General features: G+C 62.2%; 18 protein-coding genes and 2 pseudogenes. 9 read left to right on the top strand and 11 right to left on the bottom strand.

Annotation, left to right across the window (positions count from 1 at the left end; translation table 11 throughout):
* From B7Y43_RS18765 to B7Y43_RS18755, 3 genes and pseudogenes are all read left to right on the top strand, one after another.
* Nucleotides 1–226 (top strand): annotated as a pseudogene (locus B7Y43_RS18765) (1-deoxy-D-xylulose-5-phosphate synthase); the annotation flags it as partial.
* Complete coding sequence (locus B7Y43_RS18760) at nt 223–693, top strand: DUF2141 domain-containing protein (protein WP_374133203.1); 471 nt, start codon at nt 223–225, stop codon at nt 691–693. The pseudogene B7Y43_RS18765 and the gene B7Y43_RS18760, both read left to right, overlap by 4 nt.
* A gap of 5 nt (nt 694–698) precedes the next feature.
* Entirely contained in the window at nt 699–3,368 is a 2,670-nt protein-coding gene (locus B7Y43_RS18755) for an MMPL family transporter (protein ID WP_374133202.1), read from the top strand.
* Here B7Y43_RS18755 and B7Y43_RS18750 read toward each other — a convergent pair.
* Together B7Y43_RS18750 and B7Y43_RS18745 are read right to left on the bottom strand one after the other, a co-directional pair.
* Nucleotides 3,310–4,293 carry a VacJ family lipoprotein gene (locus B7Y43_RS18750; protein WP_374133201.1) on the bottom strand — a complete coding sequence of 328 codons (984 nt, stop codon included), beginning with the start codon at nt 4,291–4,293 and terminating at the stop codon, nt 3,310–3,312. The genes B7Y43_RS18755 and B7Y43_RS18750 overlap by 59 nt on opposite strands.
* 47 nt (nt 4,294–4,340) lie before the next feature.
* Nucleotides 4,341–4,946, bottom strand: a complete 606-nt coding sequence (locus B7Y43_RS18745; protein WP_374133200.1) for an ABC transporter substrate-binding protein — start codon at nt 4,944–4,946, stop codon at nt 4,341–4,343.
* A gap of 332 nt (nt 4,947–5,278) precedes the next feature.
* Here B7Y43_RS18745 and ispH point away from each other — a divergent pair, with 332 nt between their 5' ends.
* The 3 genes and pseudogenes from ispH to B7Y43_RS18730 all read left to right on the top strand — a co-directional run bounded on the left by ispH (nt 5,279) and on the right by B7Y43_RS18730 (nt 7,802).
* Nucleotides 5,279–6,247 carry a 4-hydroxy-3-methylbut-2-enyl diphosphate reductase gene (ispH, locus tag B7Y43_RS18740; RefSeq protein WP_374133199.1) on the top strand — a complete coding sequence of 323 codons (969 nt, stop codon included), beginning with the start codon at nt 5,279–5,281 and terminating at the stop codon, nt 6,245–6,247.
* A gap of 11 nt (nt 6,248–6,258) precedes the next feature.
* A pseudogene (hpnH, locus tag B7Y43_RS18735) lies at nt 6,259–7,366 on the top strand (adenosyl-hopene transferase HpnH).
* Nucleotides 7,367–7,394: 28 nt separating this feature from the next.
* A complete protein-coding gene (locus B7Y43_RS18730; protein WP_374133198.1) occupies nt 7,395–7,802 on the top strand; it encodes a DUF6640 family protein in 408 nt (135 codons plus the stop codon).
* A 39-nt stretch (nt 7,803–7,841) separates the two neighbouring features.
* Here B7Y43_RS18730 and B7Y43_RS18725 read toward each other — a convergent pair whose 3' ends face one another.
* The 7 genes from B7Y43_RS18725 to hpnA form a co-directional block, all read right to left on the bottom strand.
* Nucleotides 7,842–8,609, bottom strand: coding sequence for a phosphorylase (locus tag B7Y43_RS18725; protein ID WP_374133197.1), 768 nt, complete (start codon nt 8,607–8,609; stop codon nt 7,842–7,844).
* Nucleotides 8,610–8,751: 142 nt separating this feature from the next.
* Nucleotides 8,752–10,707, bottom strand: a complete 1,956-nt coding sequence (gene shc, locus B7Y43_RS18720; protein ID WP_374133196.1) for a squalene--hopene cyclase — start codon at nt 10,705–10,707, stop codon at nt 8,752–8,754.
* 67 nt (nt 10,708–10,774) lie between these two features.
* Nucleotides 10,775–12,010 (bottom strand): hydroxysqualene dehydroxylase HpnE, encoded by a 1,236-nt coding sequence (hpnE, locus tag B7Y43_RS18715; RefSeq protein WP_374133195.1) that lies wholly within the window; start codon nt 12,008–12,010, stop codon nt 10,775–10,777.
* A gap of 13 nt (nt 12,011–12,023) precedes the next feature.
* The gene (gene hpnD / locus B7Y43_RS18710; protein ID WP_374133194.1) at nt 12,024–12,863 is read right to left on the bottom strand and encodes a presqualene diphosphate synthase HpnD; all 840 of its coding nucleotides are present in this window, start codon (nt 12,861–12,863) and stop codon (nt 12,024–12,026) included.
* Nucleotides 12,860–13,696, bottom strand: coding sequence for a squalene synthase HpnC (gene hpnC, locus B7Y43_RS18705; protein ID WP_374133193.1), 837 nt, complete (start codon nt 13,694–13,696; stop codon nt 12,860–12,862). Before hpnC ends, hpnD begins: the two co-directional genes overlap by 4 nt.
* The gene (locus B7Y43_RS18700; RefSeq protein WP_374133192.1) at nt 13,693–14,988 is read right to left on the bottom strand and encodes a glycosyltransferase; all 1,296 of its coding nucleotides are present in this window, start codon (nt 14,986–14,988) and stop codon (nt 13,693–13,695) included. The genes hpnC and B7Y43_RS18700 overlap by 4 nt, the downstream gene beginning before the upstream one ends.
* Nucleotides 14,985–15,986, bottom strand: a complete 1,002-nt coding sequence (gene hpnA / locus B7Y43_RS18695; protein ID WP_374133191.1) for a hopanoid-associated sugar epimerase — start codon at nt 15,984–15,986, stop codon at nt 14,985–14,987. The genes B7Y43_RS18700 and hpnA overlap by 4 nt, the downstream gene beginning before the upstream one ends.
* Before the next feature lie 82 nt (nt 15,987–16,068).
* On the opposite strand from hpnA, the gene hpnI reads away from it, so the two are divergent.
* From hpnI to B7Y43_RS18680, 3 genes are read left to right on the top strand one after another with little or no spacing between them, the layout of a single operon-like run.
* Complete coding sequence (hpnI, locus tag B7Y43_RS18690; protein ID WP_374133190.1) at nt 16,069–17,196, top strand: bacteriohopanetetrol glucosamine biosynthesis glycosyltransferase HpnI; 1,128 nt, start codon at nt 16,069–16,071, stop codon at nt 17,194–17,196.
* A gap of 17 nt (nt 17,197–17,213) precedes the next feature.
* Nucleotides 17,214–18,641 (top strand): hopanoid biosynthesis associated radical SAM protein HpnJ, encoded by a 1,428-nt coding sequence (gene hpnJ, locus B7Y43_RS18685; RefSeq protein ID WP_374133189.1) that lies wholly within the window; start codon nt 17,214–17,216, stop codon nt 18,639–18,641.
* A gap of 41 nt (nt 18,642–18,682) precedes the next feature.
* Entirely contained in the window at nt 18,683–19,681 is a 999-nt protein-coding gene (locus B7Y43_RS18680; RefSeq protein WP_374133188.1) for a lysylphosphatidylglycerol synthase domain-containing protein, read from the top strand.
* A gap of 6 nt (nt 19,682–19,687) precedes the next feature.
* On the opposite strand, the gene B7Y43_RS18675 is transcribed toward B7Y43_RS18680, so the two are convergent.
* Together B7Y43_RS18675 and B7Y43_RS18670 are read right to left on the bottom strand one after the other, a co-directional pair.
* Nucleotides 19,688–20,068, bottom strand: coding sequence for a GFA family protein (locus B7Y43_RS18675; protein ID WP_374133187.1), 381 nt, complete (start codon nt 20,066–20,068; stop codon nt 19,688–19,690).
* Nucleotides 20,061–20,342 carry a chorismate mutase gene (locus B7Y43_RS18670; protein WP_374133186.1) on the bottom strand — a complete coding sequence of 94 codons (282 nt, stop codon included), beginning with the start codon at nt 20,340–20,342 and terminating at the stop codon, nt 20,061–20,063. Before B7Y43_RS18670 ends, B7Y43_RS18675 begins: the two co-directional genes overlap by 8 nt.
* Nucleotides 20,343–20,448: the final 106 nt, after the last annotated feature.

Below are 20,448 nucleotides of genomic sequence, written 5' to 3'. Positions count from 1 at the left end.
CGCGGTCGGGGGCCTCGGCGCCCACGTCCTGACTTATGCCAGCGACAGCGGGCTGATCGACGCCGGGCTGAAACTGCGCACCTTGCGCCTGCCCGACATCTTCCAGGACCACGACAAACCCGAACTCCAATACGCCGAGGCAAAACTCGACGCTGACGCCATCATCGACGCCGTGCTGAAAGCACTCCGCTGGAACGAAGAAGCCGTCGGAGAAGTGCGGGCGTGAAAATCACCGCTAATGTGTTGATCGGTGTTGCCATGGTCAGCCTCTCCCTCTGCCCCACGGCAGCGCGGAGTGGCGCGCGCGTTTTCGGCAGTGCGACTTTGCAGATCGAGGTTGCCGGCGTGCGCAATAGCAAGGGCGTGGTGCATGTCGACCTTTGCCGCGAAGCCGAATTTCTGAAGGATTGCCCGGTGCAGGCGAGCGCCCCTGCGCTGGCCGGTAAAACAATTGTAACGATCAGCAATGTCCAGCCCGGCACTTATGCAGTGCAGGCTTTTCATGATGAAAACCACAATGGCAAGGTTGATCGCGCCCTTTTCGGCATTCCCAAGGAAGGCGTTGGCTTTTCGAATGATGCCCCGATCCGGCTCGGGCCGCCCAAATGGAAAGATGCCCAGTTCCAACTGGGTGACGACAAGGGGATTACGTTCAAGCTGCGCTATTTCATCGGCGGTGGGGCGAAGAACTGATCGCCATGAAAAGCACTGGCAAGACAACGGGGCTGATCTTTCGCGCCGTGGCGTTCAGTGCGCGCCGGCCCTGGTTGTTGCTGGCCCTTTGTGCGGCGCTCACGCTGCTGGCGATCGGCTATGCGGCCACCCATTTTGCGATGACGACCAATACCGGTGCGTTGATTTCAGCCGATGTCGATTGGCGCAAGAATGAAACCGCGCTCAACACCACCTTTGCGCAGCTTACCGATACAACATTGGTGGTCATTGACGGGCAGACCCCAGAACTGGCCGAAGCGGGTGCGGCAGCACTTGCCGAGCGGCTGACCGCCGACACCGCGCATTTCAAGAATGTGCGCCGGCCCGATGGCGGCGATTATCTTGCCCGGCAGGGGGTGATGTTCGGCTCGCTTGAAGAGGTTCGCGCGACAACCCAGTCGTTGATCACTGCCCAGCCGTTGCTTGGGCCGTTGGCAAGAGATCCCAGCCTGCGCGGTGTTGCCGGCGCGTTGGGGACGATGCTGACCGGCGTAGAGCGCCGATCCGCCAAGCTCAGCGACATTGATCGCCCGATCCGCGCGCTCGATGATGCATTGGGCAAAGTGGTGCAGGGCCGCCCTGCCTATTTTTCTTGGCAAAACCTGTTTGCCGATGGTGGTGGGCCACAGCCGCCGCTGCGCCGCTTGCTCCTGACGCAGCCAAAGCTTGATTTCGGCGCGCTGAAGCCTGGCGAGAAAGCGGTCGACGCGATTGGCGCTGCGGCGGCCGATCTCAGGCTTGATGCCGCGCACGGCGTCCGCGTCCAGGTAACGGGCGAAGTGCCGCTGGCCGATGAGGAATTTTCAACGCTTGAGGAAAATATCGGCTTTGTCGGGTTGGTGATGGCGCTGGCGATGCTGGTGACATTGTGGTTCGCGACCCGTTCAGCCAAAATCGTGGCCGCGATTGTCGTGACGATTATCGCCGGGCTGGTGGTGACCACGGCGGTGGGGCTCGCGGCGGTCGGCACGCTCAATCTGATTTCTGTGGCGTTCATCCCGCTCTTTGTCGGGCTGGGGGTCGATTTCGGAATCCAGATCAGCGTGCGCTTCAATGCCGAGCGGCTGGAAGGGGCGGCCATTCCGCAAGCATTGGAGCGTGCCGCCGTGGCGCTGGGCGCGCCATTGGCGCTGGCGGCGGGCGCGATTTTTCTGGGGTTTGGCGCGTTTCTGCCGACGGACTATGTCGGTATTTCTGAGCTGGGGATTATCGCCGGGCTGGGGATGGTGATCGCGCTTGTTCTTTCGGTCACCCTGTTGCCCGCGCTGCTGGTGCTGCTCAAGCCCGGCAAGCCAACGGCAGAAGTGGGCTTCGCGGAAGCAGCGCCGGTTGACCGCTGGCTGCATGCGCACCGGCGTTTTGTGCTTTGGGCATTCGGCCTGTCTATGCTGGGCAGCATCGCGCTGTTGCCGCTTGTGCAGTTTGATTTCAATCCGCTCCACCTGCGTGATCCGCAAGGGGCGGCCTATCGATCGCTGACTGATCTGATGCGCGATCCGTTGCGCACGCCCAACACCATTTCGGTGCTGACCGCCGATCCGGATTCGGCGCAAGCGCTCGCTGATCGTGTCGCCACATTGCCCGAAGTGGCGCAGGCCATCGCGATCGACAGTTTCATTCCCGGCGATCAACCCGCCAAACTGGCCTTGCTTGGCGATGCTTCACTGCTGCTTGATTTGACCCTGAACCCTTTTGACACTGCGGCGCCGCCAAGCGATGCTGCGATCGTTACGGCGCTGCGCGCAACCCAGGCGCAGCTTGAGCGGGTCGCGGCTGGCGAACCGAGTGATGCCGCCGATCATGCCCGCGCCCTGGCCACGACGCTGGGGCAGATCGCAGCGGGGCCGCCGACGATGCGCGCGGCGGCAAGCGATGTGCTGGTACCGCCGCTGAACGTGATGCTCAATCAAGCGCGGGCGCTGCTACAGGCCGAAGCCGTGTCGCGCGATACGCTCCCCCCCGAAATCGCTGCGGACTGGGTTGCCAGCGACGGCCGTGCCCGGGTGCAGATCTTCCCCAAAGGCGACAGCAACGACAATGCCGTGCTCGCGCGCTTTACCAAAGCCGTGCGGGCGGTGGCGCCGGAGGCCACCGGCTTGCCGGTCGCCACCCAAGAAGCGGCCAAGACGGTCGCCTGGGCCTTTGTGCAGGCGGGTGTGCTGGCGTTGATCTTGGTCAGCCTGTTGTTGTTTGCGGTGCTACGCGATGTGCGCGAAGTGGCTTTTACCTTGGCACCCGTCGTGCTGTCCGGGTTTCTGACGCTCGCCAGTTGCGTGCTGATCGGCCAACCGATTAATTTCGCCAACATCATCGCCTTTCCGCTGCTGTTTGGCGTTGGTGTGGCCTTCCACATTTATTTCGTCATGGCGTGGCGATCGGGCGAAACCGATTTGCTGCAATCGAGCCTGGCGCGCGCGGTATTGTTCAGCGCGCTGGCGACGGGTAGCGCCTTTGGGGCGCTTTGGCTTTCCGCTCATCCTGGCACCGCGAGCATGGGCAAAATCTTGATGATTTCGCTCGCCTGGACGTTGGTTTGCGCGCTGATTTTTGAACCCGCGCTGCTCGGGCCGCCGCGCCCGGCGAAAAAGCCGTCGGCTAAAGGAAAGAAACCAGCTGCGGCTCCCCAGAAGTCGCGTCGACCAAAGCGGCGCTAGCGGGCGCTTCGGATTCGGGTTCTGGGTCAGGCGCTGGGCTTGGCGTGCCTTCGGTCGATGGGGGCTGATCGACCGTGGATGTTGCCGGATCGGCTTCAGGATCGACAAGCGGATCGTCGAGCCCGCTGGGATCGATCGTCTGGCCATTCATCTCGGCAATTTCTGCCGCGCGATTTTGCTGATAGACCGACCGCAGCGTTGCATAGGGATCGGCCGCGCCGTCGAGCAATGCCTTGAAATTGGCGTCTGATTCGTTGCGCAGATCAAGTCCGCTAATCAGGGCCTTTGAAATTTGATAATCATAGCGATTGAACGGGCGGCCAATGGCAACTGGATAGATCAACCCATCGACCTGAGCACCGAACAGATCGCGCAACCCGGTTGGCCCAACAAAGGGTAGGAACAGATAGGGACCTGGGCCGACACCGTAGCGGGCCAGCGTGTTGCCGAGGCCATTGTCACGGTGCGGCAGCTTGGCGGTTTTGGCGACATCAAGCAGCCCGCCGATGCCGGCCGTCGTGTTCACCAGAAAACGTGCCAGCGTCCGCACGGCGCGCTTTGGCTTTAACTGCAACAAATCGTTGAGAAAAACGATCGGTTCGCCAATATGGGACAGCAGATGGCGCAGCCCGGTGCGCAAGGGCTTGGGGACGATGGTGCCATAGCCGCGCGCCAATGGCCGAAAGACGGCGCGATCAATGTCCTGTTGGTGACGAAACATGGATCGGTTGAAACCCTCCCACGGATCGCCCTTTGCGTGTCGGCCTGGAACCGCCCCGGCGGCGGCTGTCGCTGGCATTGCCGATTGATCGGTTGCCATCGGCGGCGAAGCGGCGGCAGGCGCTGCCTCGGCTGACGGCGATGGTACAGCAGCCACATCCTGGCTTTGCGCCTGAACCTGGGGTGCCCCGGCAACCAGCAACACGGCCAGTGCCAGCGCTGTCGCCGTCCCGCGCGAAGCGATATCCTGTTTCAGCGGCTGACTTTCTCGGCGAGGGTGTTGACATGGCCGACCAGCGCCTTGACGCCGCCCTTTGTCAAAATGGCTTCGAAATCGGCGCGCCGCGTCGCCAGCTGGCTGATCGAATTCTGGTAATAGACATCGATGATCCGCCAATCGCCGCCGCTCTGGCGCAGCCGATAGCTGATATTGACGGGCGATTCCTTTGGCTGGGTCAGCATCGTCTTGACGACCCTGTCGGTTCCGCGCGCATCAATTTGTGGTTCGATCGCGAATGCCTGACCGGACCAGTTGTTGAAATTGCTGGCATATTGATTGATCGTCAGCTTGCGCATCGCGGCGACCAGGGCGCTCCGGTCATCGGCGGCAGCGGTCGTCCAGGCGGGGCCAACTGCCAGCCGGGTGAGCAGGGGGAGATCGAAGCTCTTGTCGACAATCGGCGCAATCTGCCCGGCGCGCGCGGCAAAGCCAGCCTTTTTGCCAGCCTTCATGATGGTGATCAGGCCATCGCTGAGTTGCTGAACAGGCGCACGCGCGGATTCTTGCGCGGTGGCGGCGGTGGGCAAGGCGACAAGGACCGCAGCAGCCAACAAGGGGGTTCGGGGGAAAGCCAACATCACTGAATACTCCCAGATGATTGCTGCGCCCGGATAAAGCGCGATACTATCCTCGTCCACCCCCAACACCGGCATGATGGCAGCGGTAAGGCAAGACGGGCCAGTTTAATTTGTGGCGGCTGGGCCACAGCGGGACAAGATAGACGCATTGCAACGCAGCGGAGCGCTTTAGGCACCGGATTTCCCACTTTTCTTATCGGGCGGCACGGGTAATATGTCAGATGATGTCCCCAGGCTGGAGAGGCGGGGCTTCAAGGAAGGTCGCAGACGCCGAAGAATCGGTATGCGTTTGATTCTGAAGGCTTTGTTTGAGGGACAGAAAGGACTATTCCTTGCAGGTAGTTTTGGCCAAGCCGCGCGGTTTCTGCGCGGGTGTTGTGCGCGCGATCGAGATCGTCGAACGGGCGATCGATCATTATGGCGCACCCGTTTATGTGCGTCATGAAATCGTCCATAATCGGCATGTCGTCAACAAGTTACGCAAAAAAGGCGCAATTTTCGTTGAGGAATTGTCAGAGATTCCCGATGGGGCGCGCACCGTGTTCAGCGCGCATGGCGTATCGCGCGACGTGGAAACCGAAGCAGCGGCGCGTGGCTTGCCGGTGCTTGATGCAACCTGCCCGCTCGTCACCAAGGTGCATATCCAGGGGCGTCGCTATGCGTCCCAGGGGCGCGCGATCGTCCTGATCGGGCATGAAGGCCATGCTGAAGTCGAAGGAACGATCGGCCAGGTCGATGCGCCGGTCTATCTCGTCTCGACAGAGGCTGATGTTGCCGCGCTTGATCTGCCCGATGATGCGCCGCTGGCCTATATCACCCAGACAACGCTCAGCGTTGATGATACGCGCGGAATCATCGCGGCGCTCGGCGCGCGGTTCAGCGATATTGTCGGGCCCGATGTGTCGGATATCTGCTATGCAACCCAAAACCGGCAGACCGCCGTTCGCGATCTTTGCCGCGTCGTCGACATGCTGCTGGTGGTGGGGGCGGAATATAGCTCCAATTCCAGCCGTCTGCGCGAAATTGGCGTTGATGCCGGGCTGCCCAGCTATCTTGTCGCGGACGGCGACGCCGTCGATCCGGCCTGGCTGGCTGGCGTGGAAACGATTGGGCTGACTGCCGGCGCCTCGGCGCCCGACGAATTGGTCGACAGTGTGATTGCCGCGCTGCGTAAGATTGGCCCCGTTACCGTCTCGCAACTTGACGGTATTGAGGAAACACTGGAATTTAGCCTGCCTTCCGAGCTAAGGAATGTGATCACGCCCGCCGCACAGGCATCTGTGCAGATTCCGGCCGAATAGGAACGACACGCATGACCCTTCCGATCAACCTGCTGGCGCGCATCGGCGGCTACACCGTCAAGAAGCATATCAGCGGCAAGAAATATCCGCTGGTGCTGATGCTTGAGCCGCTGCTGCGCTGCAATCTGGCGTGCCCAGGCTGCGGGAAGATCGATTATCCGGATGCGATTCTCAACCAGCGGTTGAGCTATGATCAGTGCATGGACGCGATCGACGAATGCGGCGCGCCCGCCGTTTCGATCGCGGGCGGCGAGCCGTTGCTCCACCGTGACATGCCCAAAATCGTCGAGGGCTATATCGCGAAGAAGAAGTTCGTGATTCTCTGCACCAACGCGCTGCTGCTGAAAAAGAAGATCGACGATTACAAGCCGTCGACCTTCTTCACCTGGTCGATTCATCTCGATGGCGATAAGGGCATGCACGACCACGCGGTCGATCAGGACGGCACCTATGAGGTCGCGATTGAAGCGATCGAGATGGCCAAGGCCAAGGGCTTCCGCGTCCAGGTGAACTGCACTGTGTTTGACGGCGCGGACCCGGAACGCCTCGCCAGTTTCTTCGACGAGATGGAAAAGCGCAATGTCGAGATCACGATCTCGCCCGGCTATTCGTACGAGCGCGCTGCGGATCAGGAGCATTTCCTGACGCGCGAACGCACCAAGAATTTCTTCCGCGACGTGTTCCGCCGCGGTGATGGCGGCCGCAAGTGGAAGTTCACCAACTCGCCACTGTTCCTTGATTTCCTGGCCGGCAACCAGACCTATGAATGCACGCCCTGGTCGATGCCGTTGCGCACGGTGTTCGGCTGGCAGAAGCCCTGCTATCTGGGAAGGCACCGACTGGGATCAGTACGGCGTCGGCAAGTATGAGAAATGCTCGAACTGCATGGTCCATTGCGGCTTCGAAGGCACCGCCGCCACCGACGCGATCCGCAATCCGCTGAAAATGTTCACCGTCGGCCGCAAGGGTGTGCGCACCGAGGGGCCGATGGCGCCCGACATCGACATCAGCAACGCGCGCAAGGCCGAGGACGTCCATTCGACGCATGTCGAGCGCGAGCTGGAGCGGATCAAGATGGCAGATCCGGAAGGCTATAAGCGGGTACAGCGCGCGGCCTGAGGCCGAGCCAACCTTTAGGGGCGTCGATATGTCGTTGGGCTATGTGCTGATGACGGTCGCGATCCTGCAATTCACGGTGATCCCGCTCTTTGCCGATCTCAATGCTAGCCATGCCGGTAATCCTGCGTGGCCCGGCCATGCACGGTTCCATGTCGTCACGCAGGTGCTGACCACGTCCGCGCTTGGCGGGCTGGCGCTCTTCTTCCTGTGGAGCGGTCGGGTCGAGCCCTCGCTCGGCATCTGCCTTGCCATGATGCTCGCCCTGGCAGCGCTCGGCGGCTTTTTCGTCAGTGCAATCGCGACGCCGCTTTATGGCGGCAGCGTCGCGGCACCATCCGGCATCGCCGCCACGCGGATCGGCAGGCTCGATGGCAATGTCGCCAATTTTGGGGTCGCGCTTGGCCTGCTGCTGATTGGGCGTGCTGTTCTTCTATAAGGGCGCGCTTAGGCGTTTCGCTCGCTGCTACAGGCTTCCCTAGGCGAGCAGCGCTGGCCATAAAGGCGCAAGTGTCCGGTGCACCTCCGCCAGCGATTTGAACGCCGCCTCCGCGCTTTTCCCGGTCCGAATTAGCGCAGGCAGCTGGCCCGGGCGCCGTGCGAGCGACACCAGCACCCTGCCCAGCGCCATCGATCCATCGGGGTTCATGCCGACCAGCGCGGCAGGGGGCAGCGTTTCGTGCGCCGTGTCGGAAATCGTCCGGATCGCCATGAACGGCAGTCCGTGACGCGCCGCAACCCGCGCGGCGATGTGCGTCTCCATGTCGACCGCCAGTGCGCCGGTGGCAGCGAGCGTGGCCTTTTCGGCGATGGTGACGGCGATGTGATCCTGGCCGATGATGAGGCCGAAATGGGCGTGGGGCAGGGCTGCTATTAGCCCCTCCCCTTCAGGGGAGGGGTTGGGGTGGGGGCCCTCAGTCTCATCGAGACCGACGCGCTTGGGGACAGCCCCCACCTCAACCCAGTTCTGCCGCCTTTCGTCCTGTCCGGGGGACAGGACTGCGGCGGAACTCCTGAACGGGAGGGGCTTCATATCAATCACGACATCACCGGCCACCAGCGCCGGATCAAGCGCCCCCGCAATCCCGCTCGAAATGATAAGGCCCACCGGTGGGAAAAGCTCGATATGGTTTTCGAGATTTTGCTCCAGCCCGGCGCTGTCACCACCACCGATCACGGGAATGATCCCGGCACCCTCAACAATCTTTGCTTCCCGCTGCAACCCGCAGGCGATGAGGATCACCACGCGGCGCATCCCAAACCAAGACCGTCACCCCGGACTTGTTCCGGGGCCCACGGTGCCAAAAACGATAGCCTGGCAAAGGACGAGGTGGACCCCGGAACAAGTCCGGGGTGACGGTAAGAGGATTGCGAGGGGCGTGCCGCCCTCACATCCCGAACGCCACAGTCTTCTCATTCGACCGCTTCAAATTCCGGTACCGCGCCACTGCCCAGAGCGGGAAGTACTTCGGATAGCCATGATAGCGCAGGTAAAACACGCGCGGAAAACCGCCGCCGGTGTACATTTCCTGCCCCCACAGCCCGTCCGCGTCCTGGTGCGCGACAAGCCATTCCACGCCGCGCGCGACCGCTGGATGCTCGACCACGCCCGCCGCCATCAGCGCGAGCAGCGCCCAGGCGGTCTGTGATGCCGTCGAGGGGGCAGGGGTGTAGCCGGCATAATCAAGCGCATAGCTGTCGCAATCCTCGCCCCAGCCGCCGTCTTCATTCTGGATCGACACCAGCCAGTCGACCGCGCGCTCCATCGTTGGTGCTTTCGGCGACACGCCAGCGGCATTCAGCGCACACATCACCGACCACGTGCCGTAAATGTAATTCACCCCCCAGCGCCCGAACCAAGACCCGTCGGGCATCTGCTCCTCGGCGAGATAGGCGAGCGCTGCCTTCATCCGATCGCTGTCGGTCTCGCCCAATTGCGCCATCATCGACACGCAGCGCGCGGTCACGTCGCTGGTCGGCGGATCGAGTAGCGCGCCGTGATCGGCAAAGGGGATGTTGTTCAGATAATGATACGTGTTGTCGGCATCGAACGCGCCAAAGCCGCCATTCTTTGATTGCAGCCCGACGGTCCACTCATTGCCCCGCGCAATCGCTTCATCATAACCGCCCGCAAGCGCGAGCCGGTCCTTCGCCCGGTCCATCGCCATCACAACAACGGCGGTATCGTCGAGATCGGGGTAATGCGCGTTGTTATACTGGAACGCCCAGCCGCCGGGGCGGACATCGGGCTTCACCTCGGCCCAGTCGCCCTTGACGTCCAGCACCTGCAATGGCTTGAGCCACTCAAGCGCCGCCTTTGCGCGTGCTTCATTGGCCTCACCACCAGCCTCCAGCATCGCGTGCGCGGCAAGCGCGGTATCCCAGACGGGCGAGACGCAGGGCTGGCAATAAGCCTCGTCGTCCTTGATCACGAGCAGCTTTTCGACCGATTGGCGCGCAATTGCCCGGTGCGGATGATCCTCCGGATAGCCCAGGCAATCGAACATCATCACCGAGTTCGCCATCGCCGGATAGATCGCGCCCAGCCCATCCTCACCATTTAGCCGTTCGGTGACAAAATCGACACAGGCTTGCACCGCTTTCGCGCGCAGTCCCTTGGGCCAGAGCGGCTCGACGCGCTTGAGCACCACGTCCAGCCCGCCGAAAAACAGCTGCCACGATCGCTTGGCGCCCTCGGCCTGGCTCTTCAGCGGCGCTGCCTTCAGCGTGTAGAGTTCATCCACCTTCACGCCCGACGGGTTCTTCGCCACCGGCTGCTTGGCCGCCAGCACCAGCAGCGGCACAATCACCGTGCGCGCCCAATAGGACATTTTCGACAGATGCACCGGAAACCAGCGCGGCAGCAGGATCAGCTCAACCGGCATTGTCGGCACCACGCTCCATGACCCAGCGCCGAACAACGCGAGCTGGATCCGCGTAAACACATTCACCGCCGCAGCGCCGCCCGCCGCATGGATCGCCGCTCGCGCCCGGACCATGTGCGGCGCATCGATATCGTCGCCGATCATCTTCAGCGCATAATAGGCCTTTACGCTTGCTGACGTATCGAACGCGCCGCCATGGAACAGCGGCCAGCCATGATGGTCGCGCGATTGGATACGGCGCAGATAAACGCCGATCTTGGCCTCAAGCGCCGCATCGCGCGGTTCGCCCAGATAATGTTTCAGCAGCACGAATTCTGCCGGAATGGTTGCGTCCGCCTCCAGCTCGAACACCCAATGGCCGTCATCCTGTTGCGCACGCGACAAGGCATCGGCGGCGCGGGTCGCGCACGCGTCGATCGCTGCAAGCGGGTCGGTCAGGGCTTCAGCAACACTGGCCATGCGTCATCAATTCCTTTTCAATTCCACATCATCGCCTGAAACGCCGGCGCACTTACTTACATTGATGTTAGCTGATCGCCAAGCGTGCCGCAGTCGCCCCTGACCGCAACGCGCCTTCAATCGTCGCGGGCAGCCCGGTCTGGGTCCAATCGCCCGCTAGAAACAGATTACGCCAGCGCGTCTTGGTGCTGGGGCGCCTGGCATCTTGTTCGGGCGTTGCAGCAAAAGTTGCGCGCTTTTCCTTCACTACCTGCCAGTGTGGCATTTCGGCGGTCAGGCCCAGCGTCGCACAGATATCGCCCCAGATCCGCTGCGCCAGATCCTCTCGGTCCTGGTCGATCACATCGTCGGCGCCGCTGATCGTCACCGAAATCCGGTCGCCATGACACACCACCCATTGCGATGTCGCACCGATCAGCGCGGTGATCGGCGGCGCGCCCGGCGGTGGGGGATAAGCGAAATGTGCGCTCAGGATCGAACAAAAGGCGTCAGGCACGGTCAGCCCCGGCACCAGATCAGCCGCGACCCAGGGCGGCACTGCCAAAATCACCGCTGCCTCGCCCACTGGCTCTACCCCGGCGCCATAATCCAGCCCCGTCACCCGGTCAGCCTCGGTCACCAGCCCGCGCAACCGCGCACTGAAGCGCGGCTCGGTGCCGCGTTCGCGCACATAGGCCAGCGCGGGATCGACAAACACCGCATCCAATGTCGGTATCGCCACCATTGTCCGGCACGCCTGCCCGCCGCGCGCAAAGGATTCCATCAGGAACCGGCCTGCCAGCCAGGCCGATCCCTGCGCTGGCGGGCAGTTGAGCACCGCCAGCATCATCGGATCGACCACGCGTTCCCAGAACAGCCCCCGGTCGCTGATGACATCGCCGATCGTCGTCGGCCCGCGCCGCGCCAGCACCAGCTTGGCCAGCGCCAGATGGTCTATTACCCCGGTTCCCGGCGTCCGCCTTTTCGGATCGAACACCCAGGCCGGAAAGCGTCCATCGTTCACCGCCAGCGTCCAGCGGCTGTCATCGCGAATATCATGAAAGGCGAAGTCGGCATGCGCGGGTCCCTCCAGCGCATCGGCCGTGCCGATCGTTTCCAGAAAGCGGCCGACCGCCTGATTGCCCGAAAAGACAAAGTGGTTGCCATTGTCGATCACCAGATCGAGCGCCTTGTCGTGATAGCTCCGGCATCGCCCCCCCGCGCGCGGTGCGCTGTCGCTCAGCGCGACATCCCACCCGGCACGCGTCAGCTCCACCGCTGCCGAAAGCCCCGCCATCCCTGCGCCAATGATATGCGCCTTCAACGGACCAAGCCCTTCACCGGAACAGCCACAATTTCCCAACCGTGAAGATCAGCGCCGCCTTGTTGACCTTGATCCGCTCGCGCGGCGGGGCCCAGCCAACGGCCTGCATGCGACCCAGAATCTTGTGATACACCGCCGCCATCAGCTTGGGCGCGATCAGATGGCCCTTGGGCTTGCGCTTCAGGATTGCCTCAGCGGCGAGATAATGTTGCTCGGCCAGCTTGGCGAGATCGCGGCATGCTGCGTCGATATGGGGGGAGCGTGCCACGCTTTCCGGGCTGCTCATATCGACGCCTGCCGCCGCCAGATGCTCACGCGCCAGATACACGCGGCCAATCGCCGCATCCTCATCGATATCGCGCAAAATATTGGTGAATTGCAGCGCGCGGCCAAGGTGATGCGCCAGCGTCACCCCTTCGGCATCGTCCATCCCGAAAATCTTGACGGACAATCGCCCGACCGCTGACGCCACTCGGTCGCAGTACAGGTCCAACTCCTCAAAGCTGGGGTAGCGGACGAAATCGGCGGTATCGGTCGCCATCCCGTCGATCACCGCGTGAAAATCGGCCTTGTCGAGGCCGAAGCGTCGCACCGCCTCTGCAACCAGCGCCGCGCCCCCCGGATCGCCGCCCGCATAGAGCGAATCAATATCGGCGCGCCATTTGTCGAGCGCTTTCGCGCGGTCGGCGCGGTCGCCCTCCTCGTCATCGGCGATATCGTCGACGATCCGGCAAAAGCCGTACACCGCATACATCGCCTCGCGTTCCGCCTTGGGCAGGACACGCATGCCAGCGTAGAAGCTGCTGCCAGAGACCTGCGATTGCAGGGCGGCGGGGGTGTTATCAGGGTTCATGCCGCCAGCCTTTTTACCGCAGCCCAAGCGGCGAGCCCGGCCATCTCGATCTTACCGTGATGGACGCGCTCGCTCAACGGATCATGCGTAATCAACCGGCGGGTCAGGCTTTCGGCCAGCCGCTGGATGATCGCGACTTCGACCGCGAGGCGTTTGTCCTTGATCTGGCCAGAAAACACCGATGACTCGGCGAGCAGCCCCAACGTCTTTTCCGCCATCGCGACGATCACCGATCGCAGCGCAGGGGAAGCGCGATCTGCGCCCAAATCCTCGATCGTCGCCCCGGCCGCCGCCAGCATCTCGGTCGGGATGTAGACCCGGTCAATCGTGCGATAATCCTTGCCGCAATCCTGCAGATGGTTGATCACCTGCAGCGCAGCGCACAGCGCGTCCGATGCCACCCAGGTGCTGCGGTCCTCATGATGGACATCAAGCACATAGCGCCCAACCGGCATCGCCGAGACGCGGCAATAATCGATCAGCGAATCCCAGGTCGCGTGGCGGTTGACGGTGCAATCCTGCTCAAACGCGGTCAGCAGATCGAGCCCATGTTGCGGTGACAGCTTATAGTCGGCCAATACCCCGCGCAGCGCCAGCGCCTCGGCATTTTCGTCGCTGGTCCCCGCCAAGGTCGATCGCATCGCACCCAGCAGTGCGAGCCTTTCCCCGGCAGAGGCGGACTCGTTATCGGCTACGTCATCGGCAGCGCGGGCAAAGTGATAAAAGGCCATTACCGGCGCCCGGTGCTCGCGCTTCAGCATGAAGCTCGCGACCGGGAAATTCTCGTCCTTATGCCCTTTGCCTGAGGCGAGTGTCGCAGCGGAGGCGGTCATGCGCCCAAAGCCGCTTGCGCGCGGCCCTTCCACATCCCTCCGCGCCCGCGCCAATACGCCCAGGCCGACGCAAAGGTACAACCGGCATAAAACAGCGCAATGCCGGGCAGCGCCACGCCCCATAAGGGCGATCGATGATAAAAACGCAGCATCGGTTGAAACGCGATGGCCATTAGTGCCCAGGCTCCCAGTCCCAGCCACCGCGCATAGCCCTCGCCGAACAGGGTGAGCAAGACCGGGCCGAGGTAAATCAGCGCAAGGCCCAAAATCGTACCAAACAAGGCCAATACCGAATAGCCAAGCTGCGCATAAGCGGAACGCGAGATCATCGCTGCGACCGACCCCCAGCTGTCGTAATCGCGGATACTGACGGAGCGATCGGTCAGGCCTAGCCACACCCGCCCTTGTCGCTTCATGATCGCCCCGAACGCGCAATCGTCGATCAACGCGTTGCGGATCGCCGCGATGCCGCCCGCACGCTCCATCGCGGCGCGTTCGGCGAGCATACAGCCCCCCGCCGCAGCGCCGACGCCCTTGGCTGCGTTAACCGCGCCGAAGGGATAGAGCATTTGGAAAAACCAGACAAAGGCCGGGATCAATGATCGCTCGGCCAGGCTTTCACACCGCAGCCGTGCCATCAGCGTCACCAGCACGCGGCGGTCGCCAACCGCGCGGGTCACCAGCGTCCGCAGCGTATCCGGCGCATGCGCGATATCGGCATCGGTCAGCCACAGATAATCGGGGGTTTCGCCAGCAGCGGCAATGCCCTGCGAGACCGCCCAGAGCTTGCCGGTCCATCCAGGGGCAAGGGGTTGGCCGGAGAGGATGGTGAGGCGATTCAATTGCTTAAGCCCCTCCCCTTCAGGGGAGGGGTTGGGGTGGGGGCTATCCCCAAGCGCTGACTCGGTGAGACTGACAGCCCCCACCCCCGTCCCAGTTCTGTTGCCTTCGGTCCCGTCCGGGGGACGGGACTGCGGCAGAACTCCTGAAGGGGAGGGGCTAGAAAAGGCGATGTTTTGAGCAATTTCAGCCGTGCCATCGCTAGAATTGTCGTCGACCAGGATGATCCGAAAATCGCCCGGATATTCCTGGGCCACTAGGCTGCCGATTGATCTTGCGATTACCTCCGCCTCGTCACGTGCGGGCACCACAGCCGTGACAGTCGGCCATTGCGCGGGCTCGCTCGGCAAGCCCCGCGTATCGCGTTCGGCGGTCAGCCAGAAGCCGTGGCGGCCAAACACCAGCACCAGCCATACCGCCAGCGCGATGCCGCCCGCTACAAGTCCAATCACGCGATCTTCCCCATCGCCCGAAACCAATCGATCGCATCCGCCAGTGCCTCGCGATAGGGACGCGCGCGATAGCCAAGCTCGGCCTCTGCTTTGGCAGAGGAATAATACATGTTGTGCGCCGCCATTTTCAGCGAATCGACCGTCAGGAACGGATCGGTCTTGCCCGTTGCCCGGCACCACGCCTCATTGGCATAGGCAAGCGGGAACAGTACGCCGCGCGGTATCCGAACCGTGGGCGCCTTCCGCCCCATGATCGTAGCGATATCGGCCAGCATCACGCCCAAGCTGACATCCTGCCCACCCAGCACGTATCGCTGGCCGGTGCGCCCCTTTTCGATCGCCAGCAAATGCCCCTTGGCGACATCGTCGACATGCACCAGGTTGAGTCCGCTTTCGACAAAGGCGGGCATTTTGCCATTGGCGGCTTCCACCACGATCCGCCCGGTCGGCGTTGGCTTCACGTCGCGCGGGCCGATTGGGGTGGAAGGGTTGACGATCACCACCGGCAGGCCGTCCGCCGCCATGTCCTCGACCAGCCGCTCCGCCACCACCTTGCTGCGTTTGTAGGCGCCGATCGCTTGCTCAGGCGTGGCTGGGCGCGTTTCATCCGCCGCACCGTGATCATCGGGCAACAGGGTGGCGACGCTGGAGGTATAGACGATTCGTTCGACGCCTGCCGCCTTTAGCGCCTTCATCACCGCCAGCGTGCCTGCACGGTTGTTGCGGATGATTTCCTCCGGGTCGGGTGCCCAGATCCGGTAATCGGCGGCAACGTGAAAGGCGTATCGACATCCTTGTGCCGCGCGGAGCACTGATGCTTCGTCGCGCAGATCACCTTCAGCCAACACAGCGTCGAGTCCGGTGACATTGGTCCTGTCGCTGCCCGCCCGGACCAGCAATGTCAGCTGTGCCCCTTTCGCGGCCAGCGCGCGCGCAACTGCCGAGCCGACAAAGCCCGTAGCGCCCGTAACCAGCACTCGATCGCCCGCAAAATCCATTATCGCTCCCTTTAGAGTGAATTTCTCCCTAGACGTGAGGCACCGGCAATGGGAAGCGGGGGTAATGAGAAGGCAGACGTAAATGGTGCTGATGATCGTATCGATCATCATTTTGGCGATGGCCGTGACAGGCGCGATCTTCAACATCGCTGCCGGTGCCATCACGCGCCCTGCCGGTGCGGTTCGCCCTCTTGCCCAATGGCCGGCTATCACTGTGCTGAAACCCGTCCACGGCACCGAACCGACCCTTGCCGCCAATCTCGAATCGCTGTTCGCGCAGGATTATCCGGGCGTGGTGCAGGTGATTTTCGGCACCCGCAATGCCAACGATCCGGCGCTCGCGGTCATCGCGCAGGCACGCGCCGCTCATCCGGATGCGGATATCGATATCGTTATTAGCGACCGGCGGCATGGGTCGAACAACAAATTGTCAAACCTTGCCAACATGGACGCGCTTGGACGCCATCCGATCGTCGTCATCGCCGATAGCGACGTTGCTTGGGCACCCGACGCGTTGCGGCAGCTTGCTGTCGCTCTTGCCGAGCCGGGCGTGGGGCTTGCCAGCTGCCTGCATGTCGGGCGCGGCGATGCGGGTTTCTGGTCGCAATTGGCGGCGATGGATATTTCATATCGCTTCATGCCCAGCGTGCTGACGGGCGTTGCGCTCGGCATGGCCAAACCGACGCTGGGGCCGACCATGGCCTTCACTCGAAAAACGCTGGAGGCGATCGGCGGATTTCCTGCATTCGGCGATGTGTTGGCGGATGATTATGAGATTGGCGCGGCCGTGCGCGGGCTGGGGCTCCGAACCGTTCTGCCCCGCTTCTACATCACGCATGGGTGTTCTGAATCGAGCCTCATCGCGCTGATCACGCATGAGATGCGCTGGACTGTGACCATCTTTCATATCAATCCGGCGGGCTTCGTGGGCAGCATCGTTTTCCACACGCTGCCGCTGGCACTGATCGGTGCGCTAATGGCCGGTTTCTCGACGGTATCGCTCGTTGTGCTCGGGCTGGCCGCGTTTGCGCGCGTACTGGTCAGAGCGCGCATCGACATCGCCTCCGGCACCGTTTCCGGCCCGCTCTTCCTGGTGCCGATTCGCGATCTGCTGTCCTTCGCCCTATTTTGTACCACTTTCTTCGTGCACAAAGTCGATTGGCGAGGCTCGCGATTCCGGGTAACGCGCGATGGACGATTGCAATCGTGAAAAAGGTTTGACGGACTATGATGCGCACCCTGTTCCTCCAGGCGCCCTCTTTCGATGGCTATGACGGTGGCGCCGGGTCGCGCTATCAGGCCAAGCGGGAGATCAAGTCCTTCTGGTACCCGACCTGGCTGGCCCAGCCCGCCGCGCTGGTCCCGGATTCGAAGCTGATCGACGCGCCCGCGCATGATCTGAGCTTCGACGACATCAAGCATGAGGCGCTGGAGCGCGATCTCGTCATCATCCACACCTCGACGCCGGGCTTCAAGCAGGACGTCCGGGTTGCCGGGATGCTCAAGGAACTGAACCCCAAGCTGAAGGTCGGCTTTATCGGCGCGACCGTTGCCGTTGATGCCGCCTGGGCGATGGAAAATGCGCCGACCGTCGATTTCGTGGCGCGCAACGAATTTGATTTCACCATCCTAGACGTCGCCAAGGAAATCCCCTTCGCTGACATCAAGGGCATCAGCTATCGCAGCGACGATGGCGTTATCGTCCATAATGCCGATCGCGAAGTCCTGATGGATATGGATTCGCTCCCCTTCGTCTCGCCGATCTACAAGCGGGACCTGGTGATGGAGAATTACTTCATCGGCTATTTGAAGCACCCCTATGTCAGCTTCTATACCGGCCGTGGCTGCAAAAGCCGCTGCACCTTCTGCCTCTGGCCGCAGACCGTTGGCGGTCACAATTATCGGGTGCGATCGATTCCCCACGTGATCGAGGAAGTGAAATATGTCCTCAAGGAATTCCCGCAAATGCAGGAATTGTTCTTCGACGACGACACGCTGACCGACAATCTGCCGCGCGTTGAGGAACTCGCGCGCGAACTCGGCAAGCTGGGCGTTACCTGGTCGTGCAATGCCAAGGCGAATGTTCCGTATGACACGCTGAAGGTGATGCGCGAAAACGGCTTGCGCCTGCTGCTCGTCGGCTATGAAAGCGGCAACCAGCAAATCCTGCACAACATCAAAAAGGGTCTGCGGATCGAGGTTGCCAAGCAATTCGCCAAGGATTGCCGCAAACTGGGGATCAAGATCCACGGCACCTTCATCATGGGCCTGCCGGGGGAGACCAAGGAGACGATCCAGGAAACGATCGCCTATGCCAAGGAGGTCAACCCACACACCATCCAGGTGTCGCTGGCAGCGCCTTATCCCGGCACCTTCCTGTACAAGCAGGCGATCGAGAATAATTGGTTCGATGGCACCGACCATCTGGTTGCAGACGGCGGCGGGCAGATTGCCCAGCTGACCTATCCGCATCTGGCGTCAGACGAGATTTTTGAAGCGGTCGCGGAATTTTACAAGAAATTCTATTTCCGTCCGTCAAAAGTCGGCTCGATCGTCGCGGAAATGGCGACCAGCCCGACGATGCTCAAGCGGCGCTTGCGCGAAGGCGTTGAGTTTTTTGATTTCCTCAAAAACCGCAATACCGAGGCCGCGTAAACGCTTCTCCGCCAAGCGCGTGGAAGTGGTGTAGTGCTGGGGTGAACCGCGCGACTATGGTGAAATATCTCGCGCTCATCCTCACCGCGATCGGCCTTGCCGCGGCGATATGGCTGGTCGGGCAGACTGGTTTTGCGCAGGTCGCCGCTGGCATTTCGCGAATCGGCATGATCGGCTTTCTGGTCTTCATGGCCTGGTCGGGCTTGTGCCTGACGGTGCTGGGCGCGGCCTGGCTGGCGGTCGCGCCGGGAATATCGCGCGCGCAGCTCGGCACCTTTGCCTGGGCGCGAACCGCGCGTGAGGGGGCAACCGACGTCTTGCCCTTTTCGCAATTTGGCGGTCTCGTCATCGGCGCGCGAACGGCGATTGCCGGCGGTATCCGATCGAGCCTGGTCTATGCCTCGCTGATCGCTGACCAGACCACTGAACTCGCCGCACAATTGGCGTTCACGCTGTTCGGCGTTGCAATGCTCGCGACAGCGCTGTCGAGCAATGGGCAGGGGCCTGACGTGTTGCCCATGGTGCTGGGCGGCACGGGTGTGCTCGCGGCGATTATGGCCGCCTTCGCCTTCGCTCAGCGCCCGATGTTGACAATGGCGCAAGGACTGGCCGGGCGGTTGCTGCCTGGATCAGTGGCGACGATGGCGGCGCTGACCGTTGAACTGGATGCGATTTACCGGTTGCGGGGCAGGGTGATCCTGGCGTTCCTACTCCATCTTGTCGCCTGGGTCTTCGCCGCCTTTGGCGCCTGGGTCGCGCTTTGGCTGATGGGGTTCCAGCTGCGGGTGAGCGCATTATTGGCGCTGGAGGCGCTGATCTTCACGCTGCGCACCGTCGCCTTTGCGATTCCGGGCGGGATTGGCGTGCAAGAGGCGGCTTATGTCCTGCTCGGCCCGATCTTTGGTTTGTCGCCTAGCGCGGGTCTGGCCCTGTCGCTGGTCAAGCGCGCCCGCGACATCTCGATCGGCATACCAGCGATGCTGGTCTGGCAGGCGCAGGAAGTGCGCAGATTAAGGCAGGCACCACCGGCTGAGAGCTGACACCGTTTATTGCGCGTTTTGCGGCAACCCGTCGGCAATGTCGTAATAATCGCCTTTTTCCGCGACGAAGATATGGCGATCGAGCCGTGTGGCTGTTGGCCCCTCGATCGCGCCCATCGCCACATCGATGCGATCGGAATCGATCGGCTCCCAGAATAGGAACGACCCGCAGGTCGCGCAAAAGCCCCGCCGCGCTTTCTCGGAGGATTGGTACCAGCGCAACGTCGCGTCATTGATCATCGAAAGCGACTCGCGCGCGATCTCGGCTGCGGCCCAATAATGGCCGCTCTGCTTGCGGCATTGGCCGCAATGGCAGGCGGCGATATTTGTGAGCGGCTCAGTCACCGTGAACCGCACCGCGCCGCACAGGCAAGACCCCTCAGGCATCGCGCATTTTCTCATGATGGCGGATCACTTCATCGATGATGAAACGCAGGAATTTTTCGGAAAATTCCGGGTCCAGCTGGGCATCCCTGGCCAAAGCACGCAACCGCGCAATCTGCGCCGTTTCGCGCCCCGGATCGGCTGGCGGCAAACCATGGGTGGCCTTGTGCCGCCCCACTGCCTGAGTCACCTTGAAGCGTTCGGCGAGCAGGAAAACCAGCGCGGCATCGATATTGTCGATGCTCTGGCGATAGCTGCGCAGCGTTTCGTCTGGCACGGTGATTTTTCCCTTTTTTGCGGTCTGGTGCCCTTTTTGGGCGGGGAGGGACCTGCGCGCAAGCTGCATCCCCTTGCGTTTGACCCATCAAGTCGTCACATCGCCA

The sequence above is a fragment of the Sphingomonas sp. 28-62-20 genome, from assembly GCF_002281505.1.
This window is presented reverse-complemented; position numbering and strand designations above follow the sequence as displayed.